Source organism: Mycoplana sp. 10N416, assembly GCF_056394765.1.
Genome location: NZ_JBFTIM010000035.1, coordinates 1 through 6,435, shown reverse-complemented (window position 1 = coordinate 6,435; position 6,435 = coordinate 1). Strand labels below are relative to the sequence as shown.

The following is a 6,435-nucleotide window of genomic DNA, read 5'->3' as shown; positions in this document are numbered from 1 at the left end:
ACCGGCCCAGGCCGAACACTTGAATGGGCCGCACAAGCGGCCCATAATGCGTTTAAGACGCAAACCGGATAACGCGGGGTGGAGCAGCCCGGTAGCTCGTCAGGCTCATAACCTGAAGGCCGCAGGTTCAAATCCTGCCCCCGCAACCAACCACACCGGCAAAGCAGCCCACTCGGGACATTCGACCAAAAGCGCCTCCGCACCAGCGGCGAGGCGCTTTTTGTGTTTCTGCTCCGTGACCAACTCGCCGGCGTCCCGCTTCTCCGCAAAATCCGCATGCACCTTGGCGATGAAACGGCGCTCCATGAACATCAGGACGTCCATCAGGGCGAGGATGCTGGCGAACAGGCCGTACACCTGTCACGTCGTCGGCTGGTGGCCGGGCGTTTTGCCAATCACCAAATTCTGGACGAGCTGGCGGGCGATCGATATCCAGCTCTCGTCAAATGCATCCGCTCGCGATGACGGCATCGTCCTGACCGCCGTGATCGGGCCTTTGAGCAGACCGCCATTGGGGCTGTCGAAGGATGGGCGGTGCTGGTGATTGATCGCGTCGGACATCCGCTCTCCCTCCTTTTCAGGTAACACATGCTGGAAGGATGGCAGGTTACGCAAGTACCCAATCGCGCGCTTTGGGTTCAGGCTATAAGTCTGCCGCGTCCAGCGCGGCCGCCTTCTTGCGTTCGCTGACGGCCTGCGCGCCATGCCGGCCGGCGGAGCGCAAGGCGACGAAGAAGACCGGGGTCAGGAACAGGCCGAAAAGGGTCACCCCGAGCATGCCCGAGAAGACCGCCGTGCCGAGGGACTGCCGCATTTCCGCGCCGGGGCCGGTCGCGATCATCAACGGGACGACACCGAAGATGAAGGCGAATGCGGTCATCAGGATGGGCCGCAGGCGAAGTCGCGTCGCCTCCACGGCCGCCTCGATCGCCGTCCTGCCTTCCCGCTGCGCCTGTCTGGCGAACTCGACGATCAGGATTGCGTTCTTTGCTGCCAGGCCGATCAGAACGATCAGGCCGATCTGGGTGAGGATGTTGTTGTCCATTCCCCTGAGATCCACGCCGACCAGGGCGCCGAGGATCGCAAGCGGCACGATGAGGATGATCGCAAGCGGCAGCACCCAGCTTTCATACTGCGCGGCCAGCGCCAGGAAGACGAAGATGACCGAGAGCGCGAAAATGAACACCGCGGTGTTGCCGGTCGCCCGCTCCTGGAAGGCGAGTTCGGTCCACTCGAATGAGGTTCCGGCCGGCAGCATCTGCTTCGCCAGCCCCTCCATCGAGTCCAGCGCGGTGCCAGTCGAGAAGCCAGGGGCGGCATTGCCCTGCACGGGAACCGAGACATACATGTTGTAGCGCTGGACGAGCGTCGGTCCGCTCGTGTCACGGATCTCGACCAATGTTCCAAGCGGGACGAGGGCGCCGGTCGCTGAGCGCACCTTCAGCGCCAGGATGTCTTGCTGGTCGAGGCGGTACTGCTGGTCGGCCTGGGCCCGCACCTGGTAGACGCGGCCAAAGGCGTTGAAGTCGTTTACGTAGGACGTTCCGAGATTGATCGAAAGCGTCTCGAAGATATTTGGGATCGGGACGTTCAGCGCGCGCGCCTTGTCGCGGTCGATGTTCAGAAAATACTGCGGGCTCGACGCAGAGAAGGTCGTAAACACGCCGGTCAGGCCCGCCGTCTGGTTCGCGGTGCCGATCATCTGGTAGGCAAGCCCGAGCACGCGGCGCATGTCGGAGTTTTCCAGGTCCAGAAGCTGCATCTTGAAGCCGCCCGAACTGCCGACGCCACGGATCGAAGGCGGCGGCACGGCGATGATGAAGGCTTCCCGAATGCTTTGCAGCGCGCCAAAGAGCTGGCCGATGATCTGGTTTGCGCCCAGCCCCTGCTTCTGTCGCTCCTCGAAACTCTTGAAGCTGGCAAAGACCACCCCCGAGTTTGAAGCATTGGTAAACGTGGCGCCCGAGAATCCGGAGAAGGCAACCGCATTCTTTACACCGGGCGTGGTGCGGATGATTTCGGATGCCTTCTGGATGACGGCGTCGGTGCGCGCCAGCGAGGCGCCATCCGGCAGTTGCACCACGACGATCGCATAGCCCTGGTCCATTGTCGGAATGAACCCGCGCGGGACGATCTGGCTCATCTGCCAGGTGGCTCCCAGCAGGCCGACAAACACCAGCAGGCTCAGCGCAATGGCCGTCCTGGTCCGCACAAGCTGCCGGACCAGCCAGGAATAGCCTTCGCTCAGCCGCTTGAACCCGTGATTGAAGCCATCGGACAGTCGCCGGATGAGACGGGTGAGCGGGTTGCGACTGTGCTCCTCCTGCGAGTGAGGGCGCAGCACGATGCCGGCGAGCGCCGGTGACAATGTCAGCGAGTTCAGCGCCGAGATCGCTGTCGCCACCGCGATTGTCACCGCAAACTGCTGATAGAACTGGCCGGATAGGCCCGGGATGAAGGCCGTGGGCACGAACACGGCGATCAATACCAGCGAAATCGCGATGACGGCCGCGCCGACCTCGTCCATCGTCACGTGCGCCGCCTCCTTGGGCGTCATGCCGAGCGAGAGGTTGCGCTCGACATTCTCGACCACCACGATCGCGTCGTCGACGACGATCCCGATCGCCAGAACCAGGCCGAACAGGGTCAGCATGTTCAGCGAGAAGCCGAAGGCGAGCAGAAAAGCGAAGGTGCCTATCAACGATACGGGTATCGCAACAATCGGGATGATCGCTGTCCGCCAGGACTGCAGGAACACGAGCACGACGATCGCGACGAGCACCGCCGCCTCCATGATCGTCTTGTAGACCTCGTGGATCGACTGCGCGATGAACTCGGTCGGATTGTAGACGATGCGGTACTCCAGGCCCGGCGGGAAATCCGGGGAAACCTCATTCATGACGCGCTGGACCGAGGCCGCAGCGTCCAGCGCGTTCGTGCCCGGGCGGGCGAAAATGCCGATCGCCACCGCCGCCTTGCCGTCGAGATAGCTGTTCGACACGTATTCCTTGGCGCCAAGCTCGATGCGGGCGACATCCTGAAGCTGCACCAGTCGCCCGGCCGCCGTCGACTTGACGATCACGTAGCGGAACTGCCGCGCATCGGAGAACCGGCCTTCCGTCGTCACCGTATACTGAAAGGCGTTCTCGCCGGAGGTGGGCGGCCCGCCAATCGACCCGCCCGAGACCTGGACGTTCTGATCGCGAAGCGCCTGCACCACGTCGGTCGCCGTCATGCCGTAGGCGCTGAGCTTCTGCGGGTCGAGCCAGATGCGCAGTGCGTATTCGCGCTCGCCGAACAGAATCACGTCACCAACGCCGTCAAGGCGAACGAGCCGGTCGCGAATGCGCGTCTTGGCATAGTTGGATATGTAAAGCTGGTCGTAGCGGTCGTCCGGCGAGAGCAGGTGGACGACCATCATCAGGTCGGGCGAGCTCTTCACCGTCGTGATACCGATCCGGCGAACTTCCTCGGGCAAGCGCGGCTCGGCGATTGCCACACGGTTCTGCACCAGCACTTGCGCCTGGTCGAGGTCGGTGCCGAGCTTGAAGGTGATGGTCAGGGCCATGGTGCCGTCTGCCGTCGAGTAGGAGGACATGTAAAGCATGTCCTCGACGCCATTGATCTCCTGCTCGATCGGCGTTGCCACCACGTCGGCGATCGTCTGGGCGTCGGCGCCGGGATAGGCTGTGCGCACCACGATCGTCGGCGGGGCGATCTCCGGATATTGCGCGACCGGAAGTTGAAAATAGGCAATGCCGCCGACGATGAGCAGAACGATCGAGATGACCGAGGCAAAGATCGGCCGCTCGACGAAGAAATGAGGAAACCTCACTGGTTCGCCTCCGTGCTCGTCATATCCGTCGTCGTGTCCTCGCGTTCCGGCGGCAACTCGGTCACCTCGGCGGTCACCTTCACCCCGGGCCGGATGCGCATGAGACCGTTTATGACGACCGTTTCGCCGCCAGTGAGACCGTCGCGAATGACGCGGTAGCCATAAAGGCGCGGACCGGTGCGGACCGGTTTGGTGCTGACGCTGCCGTCCTTCTCGAGGACGTAGACGACGCGCTCGTTCTGGTCCGACCCGATCGCCTCGTCCGGCACCAGAACTGCCTGATAGGGAAGAGAGCCACCGATCTGGATGCGACCGAACAGCCCCGGCTGCAGGATGTACTTGGGGTTGGGGAAGCGGGCACGGATACGCATGGTTCCTGTCTGCTCATCGACCCGGTTCTCCGCAAAATCCAGCTTGCCCCTGAACGTGGAGTGCTGGAAGTCGCCGATCGTCACGGAGACCTCCAGTCCGGTTCCGCCTTCCTGCAGTTCTTTTCCGCCCGACCGGGCCCGGTCGGCGTAGGAAAGCAGCCGTCGCTCGTCCACGTCGAAGTAGAAGTCGATCGGATCGAGGCTGACGATCGTCGTCAGGATCGTCTGGTCTGTCTGGACGAGACTGCCGGGCGAGATGAGGCGACGATCGATGCGCCCGGAAATGGGGGCGGTGATCCGTGTGTACTCAAGATCAAGTTGCGCACGCTCGACGGAGGCCTCCGCCCCGCGCAGGTTTGCCTTTGCTGAATCGAGTTCACGCCGACGGTCATCAAGCGTCTGAACCGTCTGGCTGCCGCTCTTGACCAGCGCTTCCACCCGCTTGAACTCGGATTCAGCGAAGGTCAGCGTCGATCGTGCCACCTCCAGCGTCGCCGTCGCCTGGTTGAGCGCCGTCTTGAAGGGGCGTTGGTCGATGACGAACAGAAGGTCGCCCTTCTTCACGATCGAACCGTCCTTGAAATGCACCTCTTCCAGGTAGCCGCCGACGCGAGAGCGGACCGCAACCTCATCGACCGCCTGGAACCGCCCGATGAATTCGTCATTGTCGATCACTTCCCGTGTGACCGGCTTGGCGACCGTCACAGCAGGCGCCGCGTTCTGAGCGAGGACATCCTCCAACGGGAAAGCAGCGACCGCCATTGCAATGGCGACCCGCGTCAAATGCGGAGTCTTCATCATGCTTTGCCTCGACTTGCCAGACAGGAACTTCATCAAGCGCGACAGGGTTGCGACCGGCCCGCGGCGACGCCCGTTAAACAATGTCTTCCAAGAATTCCGCAAACGTCTCACTGCTCGGGACGCAAGAGCAGTAGCCCGAGGGAGAAGTATGCCACCATCTTCGCGCGGCGAAGGCAATATGCAACCTGCAATCGGTTGGTGTTGCACGCCCCGATTGAGGTTCGGCCATCAAATTCATCGGGGCCAGCCCCTGACCATCGGATGAAAAATGATTGCCGTCAACACCGGCACCGCATTTCCGAGATTGATGTGCCTCTGGGCCGCGCGCGACTTGTAGAGATTGCGGACCATCTCCCGCGCGAACCCTCAGCGGTCGGTCGAACTCTACGCTTAGACACACGGTATCAAGCGCTCCCAGGGATGGGGCCAATCCCAGCGCGCTTAGGTGCCGTCGATGGTGATCAGCATGTCCTTGCGACGGGTGGCAGAAAGCGATGCGGGCAGTGACGTCCTCTGCTCTGTAAAATCAGGGGCAGTAGACAGATCGTGCGGTAGGCGCCGAAAATTGTCGGTTCAAGTTTCGCAGCAATCATCAATGTCGCCAATCGAGAAAATCGACGTCTCAAAGTAGTGTTTCACGCTTGCGACCACGAGTATCAGGACTGCTCGCTGGCACATGTTGCGGTCGGCTTTCCACAGCGTTCTGGTCGTCGACCCGGATCTGGCGAGCAATAGGGTGGAGATCGCAATAACCATGCGAATGACCACAAGAGATATCGCGGCCCCTCGGGAAGCACTGATACCGCGTTCGCAAATGTGAATCCCGCATGTTTGCGCGACGTGCTATATTCGCCTGGCAGCCCGGAGGGGTGCATCGCCAAGTGTTCTTACAGCCGCGAAATAATGGCCGGGCTCGGTTTGCGCGGGTAATGTGCCCGATGTTTAGCCTGCGCCGCACCGAATAAACAAGAATGATCGGATCGCTCAGTGGTGCAGCACCTGCATCATTGTGAACACTTCGCGAAGGTCTGAGGACGGTCGGATAACACCGGGAGAACCTCATGAGTCGTCTCGAGCCTACCACACAAGCCTTCATAGATAGCCTTGGGGCCGCAACGCCCATCTACACGCTCTCACCCGAGGCCGCTCGCAACGTTCTCGCCGACGCACAGAAGTCGGTGTCGGTTAAGCTCGCGCCCGCGCGCAGCGAGGACCGTGTCCTCAATGTCGGCCCCAAGGGGCGCACCGACATCCGGATCTATCGGCCGGAAAGCGGCAGGGGCCCGCTGCCCGTGGTGATCTACACCCACGGCGGCGGCTGGGTGCTGGGCGACCGCGAGACGCATAGCCGGCTGGTCCGCGAGTTGACCGATGGAGCAAACGCAGTCGTTGTGTTCGTGGACTATGATCGCTCGCCCGAAAGCCGCT

At 62.1% G+C, this 6,435-nt stretch carries 4 protein-coding genes and 1 tRNA gene; 2 read left to right on the top strand and 3 right to left on the bottom strand.

Translation table 11 applies throughout. The annotated features are described in order from the left end of the window. The first annotated feature begins 72 nt into the window (after positions 1–72). Positions 73–149 (top strand) — tRNA-Met (locus tag AC1DDS_RS25620). Between the two features lie 211 nt (positions 150–360). Here the strand turns inward: AC1DDS_RS25620 and AC1DDS_RS25615 are convergent. The 3 genes from AC1DDS_RS25615 to AC1DDS_RS25605 form a co-directional block, all read right to left on the bottom strand. Continuing rightward, a complete protein-coding gene (locus tag AC1DDS_RS25615; protein ID WP_477481417.1) occupies positions 361–561 on the bottom strand; it encodes a hypothetical protein in 201 nt (66 codons plus the stop codon). A gap of 82 nt (positions 562–643) precedes the next feature. After that, positions 644–3,835 (bottom strand): efflux RND transporter permease subunit, encoded by a 3,192-nt coding sequence (locus AC1DDS_RS25610; RefSeq protein WP_477481416.1) that lies wholly within the window; start codon positions 3,833–3,835, stop codon positions 644–646. After that, a complete protein-coding gene (locus AC1DDS_RS25605; RefSeq protein ID WP_477481415.1) occupies positions 3,832–5,007 on the bottom strand; it encodes an efflux RND transporter periplasmic adaptor subunit in 1,176 nt (391 codons plus the stop codon). The genes AC1DDS_RS25610 and AC1DDS_RS25605 overlap by 4 nt, the downstream gene beginning before the upstream one ends. Before the next feature lie 1,061 nt (positions 5,008–6,068). Between AC1DDS_RS25605 and AC1DDS_RS25600 the strand changes: the two genes are divergently transcribed. Then, positions 6,069–6,435 (top strand): alpha/beta hydrolase (locus AC1DDS_RS25600; protein ID WP_477481414.1); only part of this gene is annotated, 367 nt, incomplete at its 3' end.

Bases quoted from the DNA above. Each gene is read 5' to 3' on its own strand.
- AC1DDS_RS25615 (WP_477481417.1), bottom strand. From the start codon at position 561: ATGTCCGACGCGATCAATCACCAGCACCGCCCATCCTTCGACAGCCCC.
- AC1DDS_RS25605 (WP_477481415.1), bottom strand. From the start codon at position 5,007: ATGATGAAGACTCCGCATTTGACGCGGGTCGCCATTGCAATGGCGGTC.